The 22,104-nt window shown below is 73.2% G+C and carries 20 protein-coding genes; 8 read left to right on the top strand and 12 right to left on the bottom strand.

Annotated features, from left to right (window positions below):
- Positions 1 to 30: 30 nt before the first annotated feature.
- On the top strand, positions 31 to 861 hold the full coding sequence (locus tag ACYVG5_RS09520) for a GmrSD restriction endonuclease domain-containing protein (protein WP_222048350.1): 831 nt from the start codon (positions 31 to 33) through the stop codon (positions 859 to 861).
- Between the two features lie 19 nt (positions 862 to 880).
- Here ACYVG5_RS09520 and ACYVG5_RS09515 read toward each other — a convergent pair whose 3' ends face one another.
- The 8 genes from ACYVG5_RS09515 to ACYVG5_RS09480 all read right to left on the bottom strand — a co-directional run bounded on the left by ACYVG5_RS09515 (position 881) and on the right by ACYVG5_RS09480 (position 11,238).
- Positions 881 to 4,315 (bottom strand): DEAD/DEAH box helicase family protein, encoded by a 3,435-nt coding sequence (locus ACYVG5_RS09515; RefSeq protein ID WP_222048348.1) that lies wholly within the window; start codon positions 4,313 to 4,315, stop codon positions 881 to 883.
- Positions 4,316 to 4,430: 115 nt separating this feature from the next.
- Positions 4,431 to 6,002, bottom strand: coding sequence for an HNH endonuclease signature motif containing protein (locus ACYVG5_RS09510; protein WP_222048346.1), 1,572 nt, complete (start codon positions 6,000 to 6,002; stop codon positions 4,431 to 4,433).
- A gap of 47 nt (positions 6,003 to 6,049) precedes the next feature.
- Positions 6,050 to 6,952 carry a restriction endonuclease gene (locus ACYVG5_RS09505; protein ID WP_222048343.1) on the bottom strand — a complete coding sequence of 301 codons (903 nt, stop codon included), beginning with the start codon at positions 6,950 to 6,952 and terminating at the stop codon, positions 6,050 to 6,052.
- Positions 6,949 to 8,121, bottom strand: coding sequence for a restriction endonuclease subunit S (locus ACYVG5_RS09500; protein ID WP_222048341.1), 1,173 nt, complete (start codon positions 8,119 to 8,121; stop codon positions 6,949 to 6,951). The genes ACYVG5_RS09505 and ACYVG5_RS09500 overlap by 4 nt, the downstream gene beginning before the upstream one ends.
- Entirely contained in the window at positions 8,118 to 9,638 is a 1,521-nt protein-coding gene (locus tag ACYVG5_RS09495; RefSeq protein ID WP_222048339.1) for a type I restriction-modification system subunit M, read from the bottom strand. The genes ACYVG5_RS09500 and ACYVG5_RS09495 overlap by 4 nt, the downstream gene beginning before the upstream one ends.
- Positions 9,635 to 10,177, bottom strand: a complete 543-nt coding sequence (locus ACYVG5_RS09490) for a DUF488 domain-containing protein (protein ID WP_222048337.1) — start codon at positions 10,175 to 10,177, stop codon at positions 9,635 to 9,637. The genes ACYVG5_RS09495 and ACYVG5_RS09490 overlap by 4 nt, the downstream gene beginning before the upstream one ends.
- A 6-nt stretch (positions 10,178 to 10,183) precedes the next feature.
- Positions 10,184 to 10,642 carry a cupin domain-containing protein gene (locus tag ACYVG5_RS09485; protein ID WP_222048335.1) on the bottom strand — a complete coding sequence of 153 codons (459 nt, stop codon included), beginning with the start codon at positions 10,640 to 10,642 and terminating at the stop codon, positions 10,184 to 10,186.
- Complete coding sequence (locus ACYVG5_RS09480; protein ID WP_222048333.1) at positions 10,639 to 11,238, bottom strand: class I SAM-dependent methyltransferase; 600 nt, start codon at positions 11,236 to 11,238, stop codon at positions 10,639 to 10,641. Before ACYVG5_RS09480 ends, ACYVG5_RS09485 begins: the two co-directional genes overlap by 4 nt.
- A 63-nt stretch (positions 11,239 to 11,301) precedes the next feature.
- On the opposite strand from ACYVG5_RS09480, the gene ACYVG5_RS09475 reads away from it, so the two are divergent.
- Positions 11,302 to 12,627 (top strand): DNA polymerase IV, encoded by a 1,326-nt coding sequence (locus tag ACYVG5_RS09475; RefSeq protein ID WP_222048331.1) that lies wholly within the window; start codon positions 11,302 to 11,304, stop codon positions 12,625 to 12,627.
- Positions 12,628 to 12,693: 66 nt separating this feature from the next.
- Entirely contained in the window at positions 12,694 to 13,389 is a 696-nt protein-coding gene (locus ACYVG5_RS09470; RefSeq protein ID WP_222048330.1) for a tetratricopeptide repeat protein, read from the top strand.
- A gap of 12 nt (positions 13,390 to 13,401) precedes the next feature.
- On the opposite strand, the gene thiD is transcribed toward ACYVG5_RS09470, so the two are convergent.
- From thiD to thiM, 3 genes are read right to left on the bottom strand one after another with little or no spacing between them, the layout of a single operon-like run.
- A complete protein-coding gene (gene thiD / locus ACYVG5_RS09465; protein WP_222048329.1) occupies positions 13,402 to 14,226 on the bottom strand; it encodes a bifunctional hydroxymethylpyrimidine kinase/phosphomethylpyrimidine kinase in 825 nt (274 codons plus the stop codon).
- Positions 14,223 to 14,864: a thiamine phosphate synthase gene (thiE, locus tag ACYVG5_RS09460; RefSeq protein WP_222048328.1), complete on the bottom strand. Its 642-nt coding sequence runs from the start codon at positions 14,862 to 14,864 to the stop codon at positions 14,223 to 14,225. The genes thiD and thiE overlap by 4 nt, the downstream gene beginning before the upstream one ends.
- Entirely contained in the window at positions 14,861 to 15,667 is an 807-nt protein-coding gene (gene thiM / locus ACYVG5_RS09455) for a hydroxyethylthiazole kinase (RefSeq protein ID WP_222048327.1), read from the bottom strand. The genes thiE and thiM overlap by 4 nt, the downstream gene beginning before the upstream one ends.
- A gap of 76 nt (positions 15,668 to 15,743) precedes the next feature.
- On the opposite strand from thiM, the gene ACYVG5_RS09450 reads away from it, so the two are divergent.
- The 5 genes from ACYVG5_RS09450 (at position 15,744) to ACYVG5_RS09430 (ending at position 20,378) form a co-directional block, all read left to right on the top strand.
- A complete protein-coding gene (locus ACYVG5_RS09450; RefSeq protein ID WP_222048325.1) occupies positions 15,744 to 16,349 on the top strand; it encodes a hypothetical protein in 606 nt (201 codons plus the stop codon).
- A complete protein-coding gene (locus ACYVG5_RS09445) occupies positions 16,346 to 17,710 on the top strand; it encodes a LamG-like jellyroll fold domain-containing protein (RefSeq protein WP_222048323.1) in 1,365 nt (454 codons plus the stop codon). Before ACYVG5_RS09450 ends, ACYVG5_RS09445 begins: the two co-directional genes overlap by 4 nt.
- An 81-nt stretch (positions 17,711 to 17,791) precedes the next feature.
- The gene (locus tag ACYVG5_RS09440) at positions 17,792 to 18,343 is read left to right on the top strand and encodes a hypothetical protein (protein WP_222048322.1); all 552 of its coding nucleotides are present in this window, start codon (positions 17,792 to 17,794) and stop codon (positions 18,341 to 18,343) included.
- Positions 18,340 to 19,884 (top strand): flotillin family protein, encoded by a 1,545-nt coding sequence (locus ACYVG5_RS09435; protein ID WP_222048320.1) that lies wholly within the window; start codon positions 18,340 to 18,342, stop codon positions 19,882 to 19,884. Before ACYVG5_RS09440 ends, ACYVG5_RS09435 begins: the two co-directional genes overlap by 4 nt.
- A gap of 35 nt (positions 19,885 to 19,919) precedes the next feature.
- Positions 19,920 to 20,378 (top strand): GNAT family N-acetyltransferase, encoded by a 459-nt coding sequence (locus tag ACYVG5_RS09430; protein WP_460683126.1) that lies wholly within the window; start codon positions 19,920 to 19,922, stop codon positions 20,376 to 20,378.
- On the opposite strand, the gene ACYVG5_RS09425 is transcribed toward ACYVG5_RS09430, so the two are convergent.
- Positions 20,361 to 21,974, bottom strand: a complete 1,614-nt coding sequence (locus ACYVG5_RS09425) for a DEAD/DEAH box helicase family protein (protein WP_460683125.1) — start codon at positions 21,972 to 21,974, stop codon at positions 20,361 to 20,363. The two genes, ACYVG5_RS09430 and ACYVG5_RS09425, sit on opposite strands and share 18 nt — an antisense overlap.
- Positions 21,975 to 22,104 lie beyond the last annotated feature (130 nt).

Here is a 22,104-nt window from a genome sequence, read left to right as displayed (position 1 = left end):
TCGGGAGCCGACCGACCCGGGGAGCTCCACGTGAAACACCGCGCTCGAGCGTTCGGCACCGCTGCGCTCGCCGCGCTGACCCTGCTGGGCGCCGTCGGCTGCGCGCCCGCGGCGACCTCGGAGCCGGCTGAGCAGCTGCCGGGCGCTGTCGGCCGGCCGGCTCTCGACGTGCTGGCCGAGCTGCCGGTCAAGGGCCGCGCCCCGCAGACCGGCTACGACAGGGATCGGTTCGGTCCGCAGTGGGCCGACGTCGACCGGAACGGCTGCGACACCCGCAACGACGTGCTGGCCCGGGACCTGACCGGCGAGGTGTTCCGACCGGGCTCCGACTGCGTGGTGGTCAGCGGCATCCTGGCCGACCCCTACACCGGGACGACGATCGACTTCGTCAAGGCCGAGGGCAGCAGCGTCGACATCGACCACGTGGTGGCGCTCAGCAACGGCTGGCAGACCGGCGCGTTCGGCTGGGACGAGGCCCGCCGCGGTGCCTTCGCCAACGACCCGCTCAACCTGCTGGCGGTCGACGACTCGGCCAACCGGCAGAAGGGCGACGGCGACGCCGCCACCTGGCTGCCCCCCGCCCGGGACGCCCGCTGCGGCTACGTCGCCCGCCAGGTGGCCGTGAAGGCCGCCTACGGGCTGTGGGTGACCGCCGCCGAGCGGGATGCGATGGTCCGTATCCTGGACGGGTGCCCGGCCGAGCGGGTACCTGCGGCTGCGCCGCCGCCGCCCGCACCCCAGGCCGTCCCGTTCGCCAACTGCGCCGCCGCCCGCTCGGCCGGCGCCGCGCCGCTGCACCGCGGCGACCCCGGCTGGTCGGACGCGATGGACGGCGACGGCGACGGCGTCGCCTGCGAGTGACGGTCGCTTCCCACGAACGTCAGGCGACCGCGGGGTCGGGTGCGGCGCTGGAGCGGACGGCGTGCAGGACAGCGATCAGCGAGTCGATGTCCGCGTCGTCGAAGAGGGACTCCGGCCCCTGCGGGGCCAGACCGGTGAAGGGTGACTCGTAGAGGAGGCCGGGGTCCATGGCGCCGTGGGCGGTCAGCTCGGCGACCACCAGGTTGACGAAGTCCAGTTGGCTGGCCGTCAGCGTCCGTCCGGCGATGAACGTGTTCATCGCCTCGGTGGCGGTGTCTCGCTCCAGCCCGACCAACCCGCGGATGAACAGGCCCAGGCCCTCGGACTGCTCGCGGGCCCGGGCCAGGTCCTCGGCGCTCCCGACGCCGGCGTCGGTCAGCATCCGTTCGAGCTCGTCGAGGTCGGTCGGGGTGAGCGGGAGGTTCCGCCGCACCTTCTGGAGGGCCAGGTGCTGCTCGTTCGCTTGCAGGTAGACGCGCGCCTTGGCCAGGAACCGTTCGAAGTCGCTGGCCACCGGCAGCCCGATGAGCGGAATCTCGGTCGCCTCGCCCAGTTCGTCGGCGAAGTCGGTGTAGACGATCGTCCGCCGCGCCTTCTCGATGAGCTTCACGAGCCCGCGCAGCCGACGCCGGATGAGTTCCAACAGCGGGAGACTTACGTCAGCCCACCACTCGGCGTCAGCAATGTCGTCGAGCAGGACCTGCTCGTCCCGGACGGCGGGGATCTGCCGCTGGTCGGCGAGGGCGACCGCGATCTGCTGCACGTGGGCGCGCATCCGGTCGAAGCCGAGGCCACCGTCGATCATCGCCAGTTGCATGCGGAGCATCAGGACGTCGAAGCGCTTGGCCTGCTCGTCATCGTCCTGGAGTGCGCTGGGCAGCCCGGCGAGGTGCGTGGCGACCTCGTGGGCCGCAGCCGGGTCGAGGGAGCGCCAGGGGTCGGGCGCGGCGTAGGTCTCCACGAGCCGGCGGTGCGGCCGGATGACGACGTTGTCGACGTTCATGCCGCGGACCTGTTCCTGCAGGCGCAGGGAGAGGTCGACGAGCAGGCCGGTCTCGCTGGTCGTCCCGTCGTCCACGGTCGGGGCCGTCGCATCGGGCATCTCACCGCTGTGCCGGTCCTGGAGCTTGGACAGGAGCTCGAGCCGCGCGGTGAACAGACGCTCGGCCAATGAGGGGCTCAGCGCTGCGCCCGGCGGGGCCACCTGCTGGTTGAAGAACTCGATGTTCTGGCAGAAGTCGAAGAGGTAGAAGTCCGCCTTGTGCAAGCCCGGTCCGTAGAGATCGGGGCGCAGACGGGTCCCCCGGCCGATCATCTGCCAGTACTTGGTCTTCGACCGGACGGGCTTGAAGAACACCAGGTTCACCACGTCCGGCACGTCGATGCCGGTGTCGAGCATGTCCACCGAGATGGCGATGTGCGGTGCCTTGTCCGGCGTCGCGAACGCATCGATGAGGGACTGCGCGTAGGCGGTCTGGTGGGTGATGACGCGGGCGAAGTCGCCCTTGTGCTCGGGATACTGCGCGTCGAACCGGCGGGCGATGAAGTGGGCGTGCTCGTGGCTCTTGGCGAAGATGATGGTCTTGCCGAGCCGGTCGCCACCTGCCACGCGGTGGCCCTGGGTCATCAGGGTGGCGAGCACCTTGTCCACCGTGTCCGCGTTGTAGAGCCATGAGTTCAGCGCTGCCGCGTCCACGGCGGCCGGCGCCGTTCCGCTGTCGTCCCACTCGGCCTCGTCCCAGGCGGCCTTCTCCTCGTCGCTGAGGTCGGCGTAGTGGATCCCGTGCCGGAGGAAGCGCAGCGGCACCGAGACGGCGCGTGGCGGCACGAGGAAGCCCTCGCGGACCGCGTCGTCCAGCTCGTAGAGATCGGTCGGGACCTGGTCCTCGAGGTGGAACAGGCGGTAGGTGTTGCGGTCGATCTCGTCCTTGGGGGTGGCCGTCAGCCCGACCAGCAGGCCGTCGAGATGCTCGAAGATCGCCTTGTACTTGGCGTAGATCGACCGGTGGGCTTCGTCGACGACGATGAGGTCGAAGTGGCCGGGGCCGAAGCGCCGCCGGCCGTCGTCGTCGACCTCGTTGAGCAGGCCCATCATCGTCGGGTACGTCGAGACGTAGACCCGTCCCTCGGCGGTCTTGGCGGTGACCAGGTTGACCGTCGTCGCGGCGGGGAGGTGCGTCTTGAAGGCGTTGACCGCCTGGTTGACCAGGGCCACCCGGTCGGCGAGGAACAGAACGCGTTTGGCCCAGTTGGCCCGCATGAGGAGATCTGTCAGCGCGATGACGGTCCGGGTCTTCCCGGCCCCGGTGGCCATCACGACGAGCGCCTGCCGCTGGCGGTCGGCCTCGAAGGTCTCGGCGATGCGGCGGATCGCGCGCTGCTGGTAGTGCCGCTCGACGATCGCCTGGTCGATGACCGTGTCCGACAGCTTTCGTCGGCTGGTGCGGCGGCCGACGAGCAACGCCAGCTCGTCGCGGGTGTAGAAGCCGCGGACGGGGCGGGGAGGCGCCTCGGCGTCGTCCCACATCCAGTGCTCGTAGCCGTTGCTGTAGAAGATGACCGGCCGGGTGCCGTACGCGGCTTCCAGGCGGTCGGCATACAGCTTCGCCTGCTGCTGGCCGGCGGTGGCGTCCACCCGGGTGCGCTTGGCCTCGACAAGCCCCAGGGGACGCCCGTCCTCGCCCCACAGGACGTAGTCGACGCGGCCGGTGCCGCTGCCGCTGGGCATGCCGCTGACCGGGAACTCGCGGTCCCGCGGTTGGTCCAGAGGCCATCCTGCTTCCCGGAGGAGGAGGTCGATGAAGAGGTCACGGGTGGACGACTCGTCGTAGTCGTGGACGACCGGGTGGGTCTCGTTGGCCGCCACGGCGGCCGCGACCTGCGCCTGCAGGTCTGTGATCTGCCGTTCCAGGTCATCCCTGCGTTCGCGCTCGCGGGCGAGCTCGGCGTCCTGGGCGGCGAAACGCTCGGCCTGCGCGCGGAGCTCCTCCTGCCGCTGGAGGCGCACGCTGGCGGGCATCGGGCGGGAGATCGCGTCAGGGTCGAAGGTGAGGACGCCGGGCCGCTGGTCGGGGCGCCGGCTGTAGCGGTCGGCCAGCCAGAACAAGATGTGGAACAGCTCCCGCACGACCGGCAGGGACTCGGCGTGCGTCACCGGCTTGGTGCGGTGCACGGCGGTGTTGCCTTGGCGCCGGATGACGTCCATCTTGGCGTGCAGGCCGGGCCCGACCAGGGTGCGCATGCTCGGCTCGAACAGCATGGCGGACAGGTCGTCCTTGTACGGAGGGTCGAGTGCCTGCTCTGCGTCGTAGAGCCAGTGCACGGTGAGCTCGAGGCATCGCCGGGCGTAGAAGCAGGCGGCGCGGGGGTCGCCGAAGGTGTTGCGTTCCGCGCGCCCCGCCTCATCGGCGAGTTGTGGCCACTCGGCCCGCAGGAACGAGAAGTTGCTCGGCACGCGTGTCCTCCCCCGTTCCGGACGCCCGTCCGACAGAGCACACGGTAATGCGGCAAGCGCCGTGCGTCGTCCCCACGACGGGTATGCCACGGGACGGGGGCGGTGCGAACACAGTTCAGAAGGGCGGGGGATCGTCCTCTACCGGTGATCCCGGGGGGCTGGGCGGCAACAGGTGCGCGGGGAGCCCATCGACGTCGAGCCACGGTGGACTGGTGATCCGCGTGACGCCGCTGGGGGTGGTCACGGTGAGTACCCCGTCGTCGCTCATGGCGAAGCGCCAACCGGGAGCGTGGGTCTTGAGCCGGTGGTGTCGGCGGCACAGGCAGCAGAGGTTCGAGCAGTCGGTCGGGCCGTCGTTCGCGTGCGGCACCACGTGGTCGAGATCAGCCCAAGCCGCACGACCGTGGCAGCCGGGATGCCGGCACGTGCGGTCGCGGGTCCTGACGAAGCGGCGTTGAGCCGGCGTGGGCGTGTACCGGTCCACCGGGGGTGGCCGGTCGAGGACCGGGCACGAGCACTCCGCGGACGGTCCGTGGGTGGCGCAGCCGCGGCGGGCGATGCGTTCGAGCTCCGGCCGGCCGGTGGTCGCGCGTAGCCGGCCGGTGACGGGGTCGACGAGGGCGATGCGCAGCGTTCCCCCGGTGGGTGCCTGGAGGCCGCCGGGGCAGAGGGTGTCCAGCTGTTCGAGCAGCGCCCGGACGTGCCCGATGGTGATCGGCTGCCCCTCGACGTCGGCGGTCTCAGCCCCGGTCGCTGCGTCGTCAGACAGGGCTGGCAGCGGGGCGACCACCGTGAGGTGTGCGGTGACCGGCGGCCGGCTGGTGTCCCAGGGCCGGAGGATGAGGTCGGTGAGGACGCCGGCGCGGAGCTGGCCGATGGGGCGGGGATCGCCATCCTGCTTGGCCAGCCGGGCATAGGCGTCGACGGTTTCCCGGCAGGCGGCGGCCAGGGGCTGCGGCAGGAACGCGGTCAGCTCAGCCATCCCGTCACCGGCCGGGCGCACGGTCACGTCGGCGAGGCGCTCGGCCCGCTCGCGGCACCGGTCGGCGGCAGCCGCATCGCGGCGCAGCAGCTCCCGGCGGGCCGCCGCGCGCAGGCCCTTGACCGACAGGCGGGCGGCCGTCGGGAGGACGGCCGCCTCGACCTCCGCCACGATCTGCGGATCGGTGCCCCGGGCCGGCCAGCCGAGCTCCTCCGCGAGGCCGCGGGCCCGCGGCCAGTCCAGTTCGCCGTCGGCCAGCGCCGCCCAGGTGGCCGGCAGCCGGTTCAGCAGGGTCATCGAGTGGTCGGCGAGCGTGGTCGCTCCGGCGCGGGAGCAGTTCAGCACGAGGGCCAGCTCGTCGGCGAAGAACTCGCTGACCCCGGCCGGTGCCTCCTGCCCGGGGGCCGGGGGCCATCCGGGTGACGCGGCGCCGGGGTCGTCCGGCGACCGGTCGAGGGTCAGCGGCCGGCGATCGGCGAAGGTCGTGACGAGCTCGGCCTTGTAGGCGGCGAGCATGCTCTCGAGCCGGACGACCCGCTGCAGCTCGGCGGCCAGCTCGTCATCCGTGCGGGAAGCCACCGGGAGGAGCTCGCCCAACCGTGCCGGATGCGACGTCACCCCGGGTGGGGTCAGGTCCGCGGGCCATGGCGCGGCGACGAGCGGGGTCACCGTCACCCCGACGCCGTAGTCGCCACCCTCGAACATGTGTACGAGTATGGCGAGGGGGTCTGACAGTTTCGGGATCCGGCGACCTACTCGAAGAAGTCCTCGTCGACCTCGACCAGGCGATAGGTGTGCCGGGTCTGGACGCCGACGCCGTACTGGATCATCAGCCGGGCCAGCCGGTCGCCGTCGATCAGGATCACCCGAGTCTGGATGCTCAAGACATAGTCGATGGCCTGCTGGGTGAAGCGGCTGGTGGTGATGAAGATGCCGCGGCTGGCGTGCCGGCCGTGGATTGCGCCGACGAACGCCTGGAGCGTCTCCGAACCGATGGGCCGGTCCGCGGCGTAGCGCTTGGCCTGCACGTAGACCCGGTCGAGTCCGAGTGCGTCCTGGTCGATGATGCCGTCGATGCCGCCGTCACCGGATCCGCCGACGCGACGGGCCTGCTTCTCCGCGCCGCCGTAGCCCATGGCCACCAGCAGGTCGAGGACGGCTTGCTCTAGGAAGGCCGGGTCCTGGGCGCGGATGCGGTCGATCAGCTGGACGGCGACGTCGGCGTTGAAGCGGGTGACGCCCTCGTCGATCTGCTCGACGGGATCCAGCTCGGTGTCTGCTCCATCGACAACTGCATCCGCCGGCACGGTGGTCTTGCCGGAAGGGCGACCCTGCGGGAAGAGTAGCCGCTGGGTGAGCCCCTCGGGGTGGTCGGCGAGCAGTGCGCGGCCGCGCTCGTTGATGAGGTACTGGCCGCGGGTGGGTCGGTCGATGGCATGGGACCGGGCGAGGGCGGACAGCGCCCAGCCGATCCGGTTGCTCGCCTTGGTCTGGCCAGATGCGAGCACTTCGGACAGTTGCTCGTCGGTCAGGCCGGCCTGTACCGCAGCGAGGTGGAACATCTCCCGCCTGCCGCGCTGCTGCCCTTCGCTGAGCACCTGTAGGACGGGGACGAGGAACTCTTCCCACGTCGGCATGGTGTCCGGCGCGGTCACAGCTCCCCCCGGAACGCCCGGTGCTGTAGCGCGGCAATCAACGCATCTGTTTGTGAGCGGTGCAGCTCTGCACTGCGTCGGGCAACACCGAGCCTCTCCATGGTGGTGACGAATGCGTCCTGCGCGTGCCGTGGCGGCACCGAGATGCTCAGCGCTTTCGCAATACCAGTATTGAGGTTCTTCTGGGTGCCTTGCGGTGCCATGGCAGCGAGGTGCTTTCGACGGAGAAGGAGTGAGAAGTAGAGAAAGACCGAGTTCACCCGAGGGTCCAGATCAAGCAGGGCGAGGAAGCCGTCATGGATGCAAGCGTCAACGCCCAGGAACTTCGGGATACCTACGGTTGCACTGTTGGTGAGGATCAGACTGCCGGTCTTGAGTAGGACGCTCCGGTCGCGACCGGCTTCGGTGACCCCCTCCTTGATATGGGAGACGGTGAGTCCGGGTGACGCGGTGATGTCAGAAATCTTGAGCCAGGGTATTGGGCCACCGAAATATCGGGGATCTCCCGCTGGCCGTGGTGATGCGCCCCGAATCACCCTTGCTAGGTCACCGAGCGGCGCGGAGAGCCATCCCATTGGATTGGTGTGCGGGTCTCCGAACATGTCGATGTGCACGGACGCGGCGAGGTCGTCCAGCAAGTCGCTGGTCTGGCGCCGCCTGGTGCGGAGGGCGTCGGCGCGGTCGAGGATGTCCGCGATTCGCCGCTGCTCGTCCAGACTCGGCAGGGAGACTGGCAGTGACTGGAGAAAGTTTGCCGGGACGCGCCGTTGCCCGCCGCTACCGGTCATCCTGCGCTCGCCAGCAGCTCGGACTGCAGGGGTGCGCAGTAGCTGTAGCGCATATCTAGCGTCCAGCACACCTGGCTTGGGACGGATCACGTGGAACTCGGTGGAGCCCATCCCGACGGGGAGGTGGAGGTTCGCCTGGGCGATCTTGCCGTTCTCGAAGCAAGGGGTGATCTTCGCGACCAGTAGGTCGCCGTCGAGGAATGGCGTGTACCCCTTGGCGACGGACGCGAAGGGTCGCTTCCCGCCGGGCGTCGTCTTGCCATCGGTGGCGTCGACATCGGCCATACCCAGGAATGCGACGGGTTCGTCTGCGGCTGGTCGCACCTTGAGACGCGGGTTGATCTCGGCTACGTCCGCCAGCCGGACGGTCGGGGCGTTCACGCGAGCATCGCCTTCAGCTCGGCAAGCCCCTGCTGGATCTCCGCCTCCAGCGCCTCCAGCTCCGCGATGATCTCCAGCGGCGGGCGGTGCTCGACCTCTTCGTGCACGACCTCCTTGTACCGATTGAGCGAGAGGTCGTAGCCGTTGGCGGCGATCTCCTCGCGGGGTACGCAGAAGCTCTGCTCCGTCCGCTCGCGCTTCCGCTCGTCGCCGTCGCGGTCGAACCACCGGGCCAGCGCGTCGGGCAGGTTGTTCCGGGCGTGCTCGCCTTCCGTCAGTGACGTCTCGGGCCGCGGGCCGAGCTTGTCCTCGCTCAGCAGGGGCGCGCGCTTGTCGTCCAGTGACCAGCCGTCCGCGGTCACCTCGTAGAACCAGACGTCGTCGGTGCCGCCGACGCCGGTCTTGGTGAACAGCAGGATCGCCGTCGACACCCCGGCGTAGGGCTTGAACACCCCGCTGGGCAGCTTCACGATGCCGTCGAGCTTGTGGTCCTCGACCAGCGTCCGGCGCAGCTCCTTGTGCGCCTTGGAGGACCCGAACAGCACGCCGTCCGGCACGATCACCGCCGCGCGTCCACCGACCTTCAGCAGCCGGAGGAACAGCGCCAGGAACAGCAGCTCCGTCTTCTTGGTCTTCACCACCTGCTGGAGGTCCTTGGCCACCGACTCGTAGTCCAGCGACCCGGCGAACGGCGGGTTGGCCAGCACCAGCGAGTACAGCTCCGACTCGCCGCTCGCACCGTCGGACAGCGAGTCGCGGTAGCGGATGTCGGGCTGCTCGACCCCGTGCAGCAACATGTTCATGCTGCCGATCCGCAGCATCGTGGAGTCGAAGTCGTACCCGTGGAACATGCTCTCGTTGAAGTGCCGGTCCCGGGCCACCTCGAGCAGGGCGTCACCGTGCTCGCGCCGCACGAACTCGCCGGCGGCCACCAGGAAGCCCGCCGTCCCGCACGCCGGATCGCAGATCTCGTCGGCCGGCGTCGGCGCGGTCATCTCGACCATCAGCTGGATGACGTGCCGCGGCGTCCGGAACTGGCCGTTCTGCCCGGCGCTGGCGATCTTGGCGAGCATGTACTCGTACAGGTCGCCGTTGGTGTCCCGGTTGTCCATCGGGACCTTGTCCAGCATGTCGACGACCCGCGACAGCAGCGCCGGGGACGGGATGGTGAACCGGGCGTCCTTCATGTGGTGGGAGTAGGTCGACTCCTCGGCGCCGAGCGTGCGCAGGAACGGGAAGACCCCGTTGCTGACCGTCTCGTACATCGACGTGGGGTCGGTGTCCTTGAATCGCGACCAGCGCAGGACGTTGCCGCCGTCCTCGGGGAAGATCCGGCGCTCCAGCGGTCGGCCGGTGCGCCGGGCCTTGTTCTCGGCGACCGTCTGCAGGTCGTCCAGCCGCCGGACGAACAGCAGGTAGGTGATCTGCTCGATCACCTCCAGCGGGTTGGCGATCCCGCCGGACCAGAAGGCGTCCCAGACGCGGTCGATATCGCTCTTCAGCGTCCCCGTGATCACCCTCCGAGACTATCCGCGGCCGGCCAGCGGACCACCCCGTCCGCGCCGAGCACGGCTCCCGCGGACGGGCGGTGGGCGGTGCGCCGGCCGTCGGGCATCAGGTGGTCGACCGGCGTGTCCGCGGTCAGCACGGCGACATCGGCGATCAGCCGCCGGTGGCACCGCCACCACACGTACTCGCTGCACATCACCGCGACGGTCCGGTCCCGGGCGGCCCCGAGCACCTCGGCCAGCGCACCGGCGAACTCGGGGCTCCGGGTGTGCGCGGCATACGCGGCGAACTGCGCCACGGTCCACCAGTCGTCCACCACCGGCTTCCCGGCCGGCAGCCGGCGGCGGCCGCCGAGCGGTTCCGCCCAGCGGTAGGTGATGCCGAGCCCGGGGAGCCACTCGGCGAGGGCGTCCCGGCCGACGTCCGGGTTGCGGCGGCTCCCCGGAAAGCGCCGGACGTCGACCAGGTCCTCGATACCGGCCGCGCCCAGCCGGTCGCCGAGCCGTCCCCGGTCGTCGGTGCCGTGCCCGACGGTGAGCAGGGGCATCCGGCGTCAGTCCCGCAGGTTCAGCTGGTCGTGCCGGAGCGCGAACTCGTCGATCTCCTCGGTCGACGGCGTCCGCCCGCCGGCGTGCAGCTCGACCAGGCCCTCGAAGTACCGCTCGCGCGGGATGCCCGGGGTGAACAGGATCAGGAACCGGGCGCCGACGTCCGGCCCGGCCGCCCGGAAGCCGTGCACCCCCGAGCGCGGGACGTAGATCAGGTCGCCGGCGTGCGCCGTCGTCCACTCCGCGCCGCTCAGCACCGCCAGCGACCCCTCCAGCACGTGGAACGACTCGCTGAACGTGCGGTGCAGGTGCGGGCCGGGCCCGCTGCCGCCCGGCGCCATCGTCACCTCGAACAGCCCGAAGTCGCCGCGGGTCTGGCTGCCGGTGGCGACGAACCGGGTGCGCCCGGCCGAGCGCTGGTCCGCCCGGCGCGAGAACGTCGCCGGGTCCGGCAGGTACGTCACCGCAGCACCGCCACCAGGAAGTCCGCGTCCGGGGTGAACGGCCGCAGGTCCCAGGTCGACAGCATCAGGTCCGGTACCAGCCCCGCGGCCTGCGCATCGGCCAGGAACTCCTCGAACGGGTACCCGCGGCCGGCCCCGAACCCGATCGCCGCCCGTCCGCCGGGCGCCAGGTGGCCGCGCAGCCGGCGCAGCACCTCGACCCGGGTGCCCGGCGCCAGGAACGTCATCACGTTGCCCGCGCACACGATCGCGTCGAACGGCTCGGTGATGCCGTGCGCGGGGAGGTCCAGCTCGGCCAGGTCGCCGACGATCCACCGCGGCCCCGGGTGGTCCTCCTCCGCGGCGGCGATCAGCACCGGGTCGCCGTCCACCCCGACGACCTCGTGGCCGGCGTCGGCCAGGAACGCCCCCACCCGCCCCGGGCCGCACCCGGCGTCCAGCACCCGCGCCCCGCGGGGCAGCATGGCGTCGACCAGCCGGGCCTCCCCGGCCAGGTCCTTCCCCTGCTCGGCCATCGTCCGGAACCGCTGTACGTAGGCAGCCGAGTGCCCCGGGTCCTGCTGCGTGATCTGCGTCCACGCGCTCTGCTCGACCATCCGGGCATCATCGCTGAGACGCCGGCGACGCCGCCGGTCAGGGCACAGGACGGGGGACGACGCATGCGGCGCGAGCCGAGCATCATGCACCTCGACCTCGATGCCTTCTTCGCCGCCGTCGAGCAGCGCGACAAGCCCTCGCTGCGCGGCCGGCCCGTCGTCGTCGGCGGTACCGGGGGGCGTGGGGTCGTCTCCACCGCCTCCTACGAGGCCCGCGCGTTCGGTGCGCGCAGCGCGATGCCGACCCCCGAGGCCCGGCGGATCTGCCCGCCCGGCACCGCGTTCCTCGGCCCCCGCTTCGCCGCCTACCAGCGCACCGCCGAGGTGGTCATGGCGGCGCTGCGGGAGCTGTCGCCACTGGTCGAGCAGGTCTCGGTCGACGAGGCCTACGTCGACCTGGCCGCCGGGGGCCACGACCTGAGCGTCGCCGGCGTGACCGCCCTGGCCACCCGGCTCAAGGACACCATCGCGGCGGCCACCGGCGGGGTCACCGGCTCGGTCGGGGTGGGCACCTCCAAGTCGCTGGCCAAGATCGGCTCCGAGCTGCGCAAGCCCGACGGGCTGACCGTCGTCCCGGCGGGTGAGGAGCTGGCCGTGCTGCACCCGCTGCCGGTGCGCAGCCTCGGCGGCGTCGGCCCGGCGACCGCCGAGCGGCTGGCCCAGGTCAAGGTGGCGACCGTCGGCGACCTGCACCGGCTCTCCCTCATCGACCTCACCACCCTGGTCGGCCAGGCGCACGGCGCCGGTCTCTACCGGCTCGCCCGGGCCGACGACGACCGCCCGGTGGTCACCGACCGCGAGGCCAAGTCGGTGAGCGCCGAGGAGACCTTCGCCCGCGACGTCACCGATCCGGCCCGGCTGACCGCCGAGATCGACGCCCTCGCCGCCCGGGTGGGCAGCCGGCTGCAGCGCTCGGGCACCTCCGGGCGAACGGTCACCCTCAAGGTCCGCCGCTACGACTTCAGCACGCTGACCCGCTCGCAGACCCTCGCCCAGCCGGTCGACGACCCGCGGCAGATCGCCGCCGTGGCCCGCCGGCTGCTCGCGGCGGTCGACCGGTCCGGCGGCCTGCGGCTGCTGGGCGTCGGTGTCTCGGGGCTGTCGACCTACGTGCAGGGCGACCTGTTCGCCGAGCCGGACGATGCGCAGCCGGTGGACGAGCTCCCCGACGCCGTACCCGGCGACCCGCGGCCCGGCCCCTCCGTGGTGGCCTGGTACCCCGGCCAGGACGTCGTCCACGCCGAGCGCGGTGCGGGCTGGGTGTGGGGCAGCGGGCTCAACCGGGTCACGGTGCGCTTCGAGGGCCCGCGGACGGCGCCCGGGCCGGTGCGCACCCTCGCCGCCGACGACCCGGCCCTGCAACCCGCCGACCCACCCGACTGGACCTGACCCGGTGGAGTGTCACCACGCCGGGAACCCGCACCGGCGCACCCCACCTCGGGGCACGATGCCGCCGTGGCCCGCCCAGACTCCCCCGAGGACGCCGACGACCTGTACGACCGGGGCTTCGACCTGGCCGAGGCCGGCGACCACGAGCAGGCGGTGGCGGCCTTCCGCCGGGCGGCCGAGCTGGGGTGCGTCCTGGCCTGGCTGGGCCTGGGCACGAGCCTCGGTGAGCTGCACCGCTGGGACGAGGCCGGGTCGGCGTTCCAGCGGGCCGCCGAGCTCGGCTCCGCCGACGACGCGTGGGCCTGGCGGCAGCGGTCCGCCGATGCCGGGGACGACCCCCAGGCAGCCGCCGTCCTGGCCTGCTGGCGGTGGGAGCTGACCCGCGACCCGGCCCTGGAGGCGGACCTGCGGGCCGGCACCACGGACCACCCGCCGGCCCGGGTGGCCCTCGCCGACCTGATGCGCACCGACGGCCGGGTCGAGGAGGCCCGCGCGGTGCTGGAGGCCGGCGCGCTGCGGGACGAGCTGGACAGCTGGCTGCCGCTGGGCGATCTCTGCCTGGTCGAGTTCGAGGACGACGTCGCCGCGGAGGCGGCCTACCGGGCTGCCATCGACGGCGGGGACGTCCTCGCCCACACCAACCTGGGGATGCTGTTCCGCGAGCGCGGCGACCTGGCCGGCGCCGTCCGGCATCTGTCGATCGCGGCCGAGGACGGCGACGAGCTGGCCGCCATCCACCTCCGCGAGCTGCTCGACGAGTGACCGCTCAGCGGTTCACCACCAGCCGGTGAAGTGGTGCACCGGGCCGTGCCCGGAGCCGATCCCCAGCGCCGCGCCGCCCTCCAGCGCCGCCTGCAGGTAGTTCCGCGCGCCCTCAACCAGCGGCGTCCAGTCCCGCGGTGCGCCGGGCTCGGCCGGCCGCACCCGCGCGGCCAGCGCGGCGATCGCCGCGGACAGGGTGCAGCCGGTGCCGTGCGTCGCCGTCGTCGCCACCCGCGGCCGCCGGGTCACCACCACCCCCGCCGGCGTCACCAGCACGTCGACGCTCTCGTCCCCGCCCAGGTGGCCACCCTTGAGCAGCACCGCGCCCGGCCCCAGCGCCAGCAGCGCGGTGGCCTGGTCCGCCAGCTCCGCGGCCCGGGTCGCCGGCGCGACGTCCAGCAGCGCGGCGGCCTCGGGGACGTTCGGGGTGAGCAGGTCGGTGACCGGCAGCAGCACGCCGCGGACGGCGTCCACCGCCTCCTCGCTGATCAGCCGGTCACCGCTGGTCGCCACCATCACCGGGTCGCACACCACCGGGCCGCCGGGCCGGTCGGCGAGCACCCGGGCGACCTCGCGGACCACGTCCGCCGAGCCGAGCATGCCCAGCTTGGTGGCGTGCACCGTCACGTCGTCGAACAGGGTGCGCAGCTGGTCGCCGACGAACTCCGCCGGAACGGCGTGCACCCCGGTCACGCCCCGGGTGTTCTGCGCCGTCAGCGCGGTCAGCACCGCGGTGCCGTAGACACCCAGCGCGCTGAAGGTCTTCAGGTCCGCCTGGATGCCGGCGCCGCCGCTCGGGTCGCTGCCGGCCACCGTCAGGGCCACGGCGGCCGTCACGACGCGGCCCGCAGCGTCCGGGCGGCCGCGGCCGGGTCGGCGGCGGCGCAGATGCCGGAGACCACGCAGATGCCGTCGACCCCGGTCGCGGCCACGGCGGCCGCGTTCCCGGCGGAGATCCCGCCGATCGCCACCGCCAGGAGCCCACCGGCCCGGGCGGCCGCGGCCAGCGTGCGGACGCCGTCGAGCCCGAGCCCGGCGCCGGCGTCGGGTTTGGTCGGGGTGGACCACACCGGGCTCAGCCCCACCAGGTCCACCGTGCCGGCCGGTAGCGCCAGCACCCCGGCCAGCTCGGCGGTGTTCCCGACCGACACCCCGACCAGCGGTCCGGGCCCCAGCAGCGCGCGGACCTCGGCGGCGGGCAGGTCCTGCTGCCCGACGTGCACGCCGGCGCCGGTCAGCAGGGCGACGTCGACGGCGTCGTCGACCACCACCTGCACGTCCGGCCGGTCGGCGAGCACCGCCTGCACGGCGCGGGTGAGGGCCAGCAGCTCGCGCCGGCCGGCGGTCTTGTCCCGCACCTGGACGGCGGTCACCCCGCCGGCGACCGCGGCCGCGACGACCTCGGGCACCGACCGCGGCGCGCACAGCGCGGTGTCGGTGACCAGGTAGAGGCGCGGGTCGAAGCCGGATCTCATGAGCTGCGCACGTCGGCCCGGGCCAGCGCGTCGCCGTCCAGGGCGTCGAGCGCGTCCAGCCAGTGGGCGGCGAACGTCCCCGGGCCCTCGGCGAGGCGGGCGGCGATCTCCGCGGCGAGTGCCACGTGGGCGTGCGCGGCGACCGTGCCGGTCAGCGGATCGCCGGTGGCCGCGACGTAGGCGGCGACCAGCGCGCCGAGCGCGCAACCGGCGCCGGTGGTGCGGGTCAACAGCACCGACCCGCCGCCGATCCGCACGGTGCGGGTTCCGTCGGTGACGACGTCGACCGCCCCGCTGACCGCGACCACGCCACCGGTGCGGTGGGCGAGCTCCCCGGCGGCGGCGAGCGCGTCGTCCGCCGTCGCGGTGCTGTCCACGCCGCGGCCACCGGACCCGGCGCCGGCCAGGGCCAGCACCTCCGAGGCGTTGCCGCGCACCACGGTCGGGCGCAGCGCGACCAGCTCGGCGGCCAGGTCGGTGCGGAATGCCAGCCCGCCGACGGCCACCGGGTCGAGCACCCAGGGGGTGCCGGCCCCGCCCGCCGCCCGCGCGGCGATCCGCATCGCCTCGGCGGTGCGGGCGTGCACGGTGCCCACGTTGACCAGCACCGCGGAGGCGACGGCGGCGAACTCACCGGCCTCCTCGGGGGCGTCCACCATGGCCGGGGCGGCCCCTCCGGCCAGCAGCGCGTTCGCGGTGATCGTCTGGACGACGGTGTTGGTGAGGCAGTGCACCAGGGGGGCGGTCTCGCGCAGTGCGGTGCGGGCCGCGGCGAGGGATGCGGCGGGGGAAGCGGCGTCCATCGGCAGGACGCTAACACCACCCGAACGGGTGAACCGGCCGCTCAACGTCCGGCCCGGACGGGCCGATGCACCTGTCATGGGAGTTCCGGAGGTCGTGCGCCCGCCGCGCCGTCGTGTGCGGCGATGGCTGCTCCTGCCGGGCGCAGTCGCCCTCGTGCTGGCCACCGCGCTGGTGTGGCAGTCCTCGTACGCCGGTTTCGGGAACAGCGCCGGGCCGCTCACCACGTCGGTGGGCACCGGCACGGTCGAGCTGACCAACAGCATCTCGATGTTCGGTGCCGCCCTCTCCCTCGACGAGGTCCTGCCCGGCGAGAGCTCCACCGCCTGCATCGCCGTCCGGTCCACCGGGTCCGTCCCGGCCGAGGTCCGGCTCTACAGCGACGACAAGTCCGACACCCGGGACCTGGACAGGTACATCTCGCTGCGCATGGTCGCCGGCACCGGCGGGGGCCAGTACGGGGAGTGCGACGGGTTCGTGCCCAGCGGCCCCACCACCACCTCCACCCTCTCCTCCTTCCCGACCAGCTGGTCCCGCGGCGTGCTGCCCTGGACGCTGGCCGGCAATCCCGCCGGGGAGAACCGGACCTACCAGTTGACGTACTCGGTCTCCGGCAACGCGCCGACCAGCACCAAGGGCGGCACCGTGTCGGTCACCTTCGTCTGGGAGGCGCAGACCCGATGACCGCCGTCCCGAACCAGCAGCCCGTGCACTGGCGGTCCAGCCGCCCGGTGCTGGCGTTCACCGTGACCGCCCGCGCCGTGCTCGCCACGCTCGTGCTGCTCCTGCTCGTCTCCGTGCTGCCGGCGCTGATCGGCTGGCAGTCCACGGTCGTGCTCTCCGGCTCGATGCGCCCGGAACTGGTGCCCGGTGACGTCGCCGTCGTCCGCCCGGTGCCGGCCGCCGAGCTGGAGCCCGGGCAGGTCCTGCTGGTCGACGACCCCGACGCCCCCGGCGAGTTGCGGTTGCACCGGCTGATCGCGGTCGAGGACGGCGGGCTCCGGCTCCGCGGCGACGCCAACGCCACCGCGGACGGCTCCCTGGTCGACCCCGCAGCCGTGCACGGGGTGGGCACCGTCCGGCTCCCGGCCATCGGGCTGCCGGCGGTGTGGGCCGACAGCGGCCGCGCCGCGCCGCTCGCCGGCACGGCCGCGGCCCTGGCCGTCCTGATCGCGCTCGCCCTGCTCCACCGCCGGGAGGACGACCGGCCCCGTTCCGCGCGGCGGGCGACGGCACTCGTCGCCGTCCTGCTGGCCGCGGTGGCGCTGCCCGGCGCATCCGCCCGCTTCACCAGCTCCACGAGCACCCCCGGCGTCACCATCCCGATGGCGAAGTGGTGGAACTGCCCCGACGTCAGCCTGTCCACCGGCGCGAACGCCGCCCGGTTCTACGACCTGCAGGAGTCGCGCGGGCGGACGGCGGACAACACCGGCTCGGCCGGCCGGTCGGCCGATGGCACGTTCAGCGCCGGCGGCGTGACCTACCGGGTCGCCGGGCCGGCCTGCGGGGACGACTTCGACCGCGCGGTCTCCTTCGACGGCAGCACCGGCGCCATGTGGACCACCCAGGCGGTGCCCGGCCCGCAGACGTTCTCCGTCCAGGCCTGGTTCCGGACCTCCACGTGGAACGGCGGCAAGCTGATCGGCTTCGGCAACGGGACCGCCGGCGCGGCCTCCGGCCAGTACGACCGGCACGTCTACATGACCAACGCCGGCAAGCTGATCTTCGGCATCTACAACGGCAACTACCACACGGTCACCACGCCGGGCTCCTACAACGACAACCGCTGGCACCTGGTCACCGCCACGTTCTCGCCGGGCACCGGCATGCGGCTGTACGTGGACCGGACGCACATCGGGACGACGTGGGCGTCGTCGGCGGAGAACACCACCGGGTACTGGCGGATCGGCTACGACACCATCAGCGGCGCCTGGCCCGACCAGCCGGCCAACGGCTGGTTCGCCGGCGCCATGGCGCACGTGGGCATCTTCGACTCCGTGCTCGGGCAGGGCCAGGTCGCGCAGCAGTACGCGATGGGTACCTGAACGGGTCAGAGTTGCCGAACGCATCTTGATCACGAGGCTCTGAACTGCGACGGTTGCCACCCGTTACCGCCAGGGGGGCCCATGGACCCGATCGCGACGGCCTTCCTCGCCGTCGGCGGCGTGGGCCTGGTCGTGCTGCTGCTCGCGCTCGTGCTCGGCGGTGCCGACCTCGGTGACGCCGACGGCGACGGCCCGTTCTCGCTGCCCGCGATCGCCGCCTTCGTCGGCGGCACCGGATTCGGCGGGGCCGCGGTGAGCGCGCTGCTGCCCGATCTGCCGGGGGTGGTGACCGTCCTCGGCTCGCTCGCCGGCGGGCTGGTCGTCGCCCTGCCGCTGGCCGCCGGCGCCGTCCGGCTGTCCGCCGCGTTCCGCGACATGCCCACCGAGCCGACGCTCACCCGCGCCCACCTGCTCGGCGCCCAGGGCGTCGTCGTTTCACGGGTTCCGGCCGGCGGCCTGGGCGAGGTGCGGCTGACCGTCGCCGGCCAGCAGCTCAAGTACCACGCCCGCAGCGACGTCCCGTTGCCCACCGGCACGCCGGTCTACGTCGTCGACACCCCGACCGAGACGTCCGTGCAGGTCGTCTCCACAGCTCCCGACCCGCCTCTCAGCCTCGGAGGAACCACCCCATGACCCTGCTCATCGCGATCGGCGGCATCGCCGCCCTGGTCGTCCTGCTGGTGCTCCTCGTGTTGTCCCGGATCAAGGTGGCCGGGCCGAACCAGGCCTTCCTGGTCACCGGCCGGCAGGGCCGCTCGGTGACCAGCTCCGACGGCGCCGTCAGCCGGGACATGTCGGGTCAGAAGGTCGTGATGGGCGCCAGCGTGTTCGTGCTGCCGGTGGTCCAGAAGCTGCACTCGATCGACCTGTCCAGCCGGCGGATCCCGGTCGGCATCCGCGGCGCGGTGTCCAAGCAGGGCGTCAAGTGCGACCTCGAGGGCGTCGCGATCGTGAAGGTCGGCGGCAACGAGGGTGCGATCCGGGCCGCCGCCCAGCGCTTCCTCGCCCAGCAGGACGGCATCGACACCTTCACCTCGGAGGTGCTCGCCGGTGCGCTGCGCTCGATCGTGGGCCGGCTGACCATCGAGGAGATCATCCGGGACCGCGCCGCCTTCGCCTCCGCCGTCGCCGAGGAGGCCGAGTCCTCGCTCACCGGGCAGGGCCTGGTGCTCGACACCTTCCAGCTGCAGGACATCCAGGCCGAGGGCACCTACCTCGCCGACCTGGGGCGCCCGGAGGCCGCGCGGGTGCTCAAGGAGGCGTCGATCGCCGAGGCGCGCGCCCGGCAGGCCGCCCAGCAGGAGCAGCTGCTGGCCGACGAGGCGATCGCGGTCTCCCAGCGACAGCTCCAGCTCAAGCAGGCCGAGATCGACGCCGAGATCGATGCGGCGAAGGCCCGCGCCGCGGCGGCCGGGCCGCTCGCCCAGGCCGCGCAGGACCAGCAGGTGCTCGCCGAGCAGGAGAAGGTCGCGGCGCGGACGGCATCGTTGACCCAGGCCCAGCTGGACACCCAGGTGCGCCGGCCGGCCGACGCCGAGCGGTACCGGGTCGAGCAGGAGGCCGAGGGGCGCAAGAACTCGGCGATCCTGACCGCGGAGGCCCAGCGGCAGGCGACCATCGCGGCCGCTCAGGCCGCCGCCGAGCAGGCGAAGCTGTCCGGTGAGGGCGAGCGGGCCCGCCGGTCGGCGCTCGCCGAGGCCGAGGCCATCGAGGGCGCCAAGCGGGGCGAGGCGGAGAAGCTGCGCCGCCAGGCGATCGCCGACGCCGTCGAGCGGGAGGGTGCCGCGGACGCGGCGGCGATCCTGGCGCGCGGGCAGGCCGAGGCGCAGGCGATGGACGCCCGGGCCGACGCCTTCGCCACGTACGGCGAGGCGGCGATCCTGGACCTGCTGGTCAAGGTGCTGCCCGAGGTCGTGGCCGCGGCGTCGGCACCGCTGGCCGGCGTGGACAAGATGACGGTCATCTCCGCCGACGGCGCCGGCGCGCTGGGCCGCTCGGTCGCGGCGAACGTCGCCCAGGGGCTGCAGCTGTCCGGTGACCTCACCGGCCTGGACGTCGGGGCGATGCTGCGCCGGCTGGGCAAGGGCGCTTCGGACGACGTCGAGGCCGGTTCCGCACCCGCCGTGACCCGGGTGCCGCTGGACGGGCACGGCGCGGACCCGGACCGCTCCTGACGTTCCCGCTGGGAACGTCAGGGCACGATCTCCTGGTGACCGGGGCACTTCCGCTGCGCGAGGCTCGCTTCGCCGAGCTCGCTCCCGCCGAGTTGTACGGGCTCCTCCGGCTGCGCGTGGACGTCTTCGTCGTCGAGCAGCACTGCCCCTATCCCGAGCTGGACGGCCGGGACACCGAGCCCGGCACCGTGCACCTCTGGTTCGCCGACGAGGACGGCACCGTGCTGGCCACCATCCGGGTGCTGGAGAACGGCGCGGACCGGGCCATCGGCCGGGTCGCGACGGCCGTCTCCGCCCGAGGTCGCGGGCTCTCCGCACGGCTGATCGAGCGCGGCATCCAGCTGTGCGGCGGTCGCACCGTCGACATCGGCGCGCAGGCCTACCTGGAGGGCTGGTACGAACGCTTCGGCTTCCGCCGGTCCGGTCCGGACTACGTCGAGGACGGCATCCCGCACCTGCCGATGCGGTTGGTGGGGTTAGTCCCCGGTCAGTGAGGCGGCGGGCAGCCAGTCGGCGTCGAGCAGCTCGGCGATCTCCTGCAGGCTCGCCGTGTCGCCGCCGGCGGTCGAGCCGGTGACCGCCAGCCGCTCCACCATCACCCGGGCCACCTGCTCCTCCACGGTGTCCGCGGCGAAGGCGATCCGCCAGGGCGACACCTGGTGGTCGCGGTGGGTGCGGCCGGTGACCTGACGGGCGGCGATCCCGGAGAACCGGGGCTGGTGGAACAGCCCGACCCGCGGGGTGGTGGACGCGGCCAGGTCACCGGGTAGCTGCTCGCCGGCGTGCAGGCTGATCGACGCGGTCACGGTGAACACGCAGACCGGTGCCTCGCCGGTCTGGAACCGGAGCCGCTCGGCCTCCACGTCGAACCGGTCGCGCCCGTAGATGCCCGCGACGGCGATGCCGCCGTCCAGCAGGGCCTCGCGGATCGGGTCGGCCGCCGTCTCGACGAACTCCACCGACACCGCGACCTGCCGGTCGGCCTCCACCTGCGCCGTCACCCAGTCGACGGTGGCCCCCGCCCGGATCAGCCCGGCCTTCTGCCGGAAGCGCATCAGCGCCGCCCTGCCCCGGGCGGTCTCCTTCTTCCGCCGGGCCAGCTGCATCTCGGCCCGGAACTCCGACCACTCGGCCTCGTACTGCCCGCGCTCGGCCGGGGTCAGCTCCACCGCCGTGCCGGTCACCGAGACCGGCCCCCAGGGTGCCGGGCGGTGCAGGGTGGCCGCCGGTTCGGTGTCGGCCAGCCAGCTGCGCAGCCGGGCCAGATCGGCGCGGCGCTCGTCGGCGTCCTCGGTCCAGACCCAGCCGTAGCGGCCACGTTCCACGTGGAACCCGTGCGCGGCCAGCCGGCCGGGCAGGTCGGACCAGCTGCGCAGCGGCTCGTCGTGGACGGCGGCGAAGTGCGGGGCCAGGTAGGGCAGCTCGAGCGGGCTGTGGGCCGGCGTCGCGGTGGCCAGCAGCACGAACGGGGCGTCCTTCACCCGGCCCGCGCCGGACACCGCCTTCCAGTTCTTCCACCGCTGGGTGGTCGTGTGCCGCACCATGTGCGCCTCGTCGGCGATCACGATGTCGAACCCGAGCTTGGTCACCTTGCCCAGCCGGTCCCAGGTGGTGACGCACCAGCGCACTCCCTGCCCCTCGGCTGCAGCGCCCCCGAACGCGGCGATCGACCGGGTCCAGTGCGGCACGGTGATCGCCGCGGGCCGGTCGGCGACGACGAGCACGGTGCGCACCGGTCGCGCGCTGCCGGCCCGCTGGGTCGCGATCTGCTGGACGGCCAGGACGGCGGTCCCCGTCTTGCCCACCCCCGGGTCGTCGCCGAGCAGGAACATCCGGCGGCCGGCCGCGGCTGCGGCCGCGATCGCCGCGGCGCCGGTGCGCTGCTCGGCGCGGGGCTGCATCGGCCGGCCGGCCGGCACCGGCCGCGGCTCGCCGTTGAGCTCGTCCTCCAGGAACCGCTCGAACGTGTACGGGCCCGGCTGGTACGGGCGCAGCGCGGGCGGCAGCGCCGGGCCGACGTACACGTGGGCCTGCAGGCCGGCGTGCCAGCCGGCACCGGGCGCCGGCGCGCGGAACGGGACGGCGAGCACCCACACCCGCTCCCCCGGCCCGGCAACCGGGACCTCGGGCGCTGCCTTTCTGCCGCTGGCCTTTCTCGGGGCCGCCTTCTTCGGGGCCGCCTTCCTCGGGGCCGCCTTCGGGGCCGCCTTCGGGGCCGCT

Source organism: Modestobacter lapidis (assembly GCF_054780755.1).
The sequence above is the reverse complement of the archived record's forward strand: the minus strand, read 5'-3'. Positions and strand labels throughout refer to the sequence as shown.

Excerpts from the sequence above, each read along its gene's own strand:
- ACYVG5_RS09440 (WP_222048322.1), top strand. The coding sequence starts at position 17,792 with ATGGACCCGATCGCGACGGCCTTCCTCGCCGTCGGCGGCGTGGGCCTG.
- ACYVG5_RS09490 (WP_222048337.1), bottom strand. The coding sequence starts at position 10,177 with ATGCCCCTGCTCACCGTCGGGCACGGCACCGACGACCGGGGACGGCTC.
- ACYVG5_RS09435 (WP_222048320.1), top strand. The coding sequence starts at position 18,340 with ATGACCCTGCTCATCGCGATCGGCGGCATCGCCGCCCTGGTCGTCCTG.
- ACYVG5_RS09450 (WP_222048325.1), top strand. The coding sequence starts at position 15,744 with ATGGGAGTTCCGGAGGTCGTGCGCCCGCCGCGCCGTCGTGTGCGGCGA.
- ACYVG5_RS09480 (WP_222048333.1), bottom strand. The coding sequence starts at position 11,238 with ATGGTCGAGCAGAGCGCGTGGACGCAGATCACGCAGCAGGACCCGGGG.
- thiM (WP_222048327.1), bottom strand. The coding sequence starts at position 15,667 with ATGGACGCCGCTTCCCCCGCCGCATCCCTCGCCGCGGCCCGCACCGCA.
- thiE (WP_222048328.1), bottom strand. The coding sequence starts at position 14,864 with ATGAGATCCGGCTTCGACCCGCGCCTCTACCTGGTCACCGACACCGCG.
- ACYVG5_RS09510 (WP_222048346.1), bottom strand. The coding sequence starts at position 6,002 with ATGTTCGAGGGTGGCGACTACGGCGTCGGGGTGACGGTGACCCCGCTC.
- ACYVG5_RS09475 (WP_222048331.1), top strand. The coding sequence starts at position 11,302 with ATGCGGCGCGAGCCGAGCATCATGCACCTCGACCTCGATGCCTTCTTC.
- ACYVG5_RS09445 (WP_222048323.1), top strand. The coding sequence starts at position 16,346 with ATGACCGCCGTCCCGAACCAGCAGCCCGTGCACTGGCGGTCCAGCCGC.